Origin of the sequence: Yersinia sp. 1252 StPb PI, assembly GCF_048593885.1 — a bacterium.
Classification (GTDB): domain Bacteria; phylum Pseudomonadota; class Gammaproteobacteria; order Enterobacterales; family Enterobacteriaceae; genus Yersinia; species Yersinia enterocolitica_E.
On record NZ_JAZGQE010000512.1, the window covers coordinates 1 to 387 of the forward strand.

Genomic DNA, 387 nt, shown 5'->3' on the forward strand with positions numbered 1-387 from the left:
CTATTGAAGGATATTCCTATGAAAAAGATTAACGTAATTATGCTCGCTGCAACCTCAGTATTATCAGCATGTTCCTTTTATGTATCAGCCGCTACGGTTGATGTATCGAAATTGATGAAGGATACAAGTTACACACAAAATACGTCCATGACCTCAGACTTGATGTTGATTAAGCACGGCGGCCATGGTGGTGGTCATGGAGGGAATGGAAACGGAGGCAACGGTAACGGCGGTAACGGCAACGGTGGTAATGGTAACGGTGGCAATGGGGGTAATGGCGGTAATGGTAACGGTGGTAATGGCAACGGCGGCAATGGGGGTAATGGTGGTAACGGGGGCAATGGTGGTAGTGGTAATGGTGGTAACGGCAATGGGGGGAATGGTAGC

General features: G+C 48.3%; 1 protein-coding gene. It reads right to left on the bottom strand.

Annotation, left to right across the window (positions count from 1 at the left end; translation table 11 throughout):
* Positions 1-153: 153 nt before the first annotated feature.
* On the bottom strand, positions 154-387 hold a 234-nt coding region (locus tag V2A85_RS24545), incomplete at its 5' end, for a hypothetical protein (RefSeq protein ID WP_420072672.1).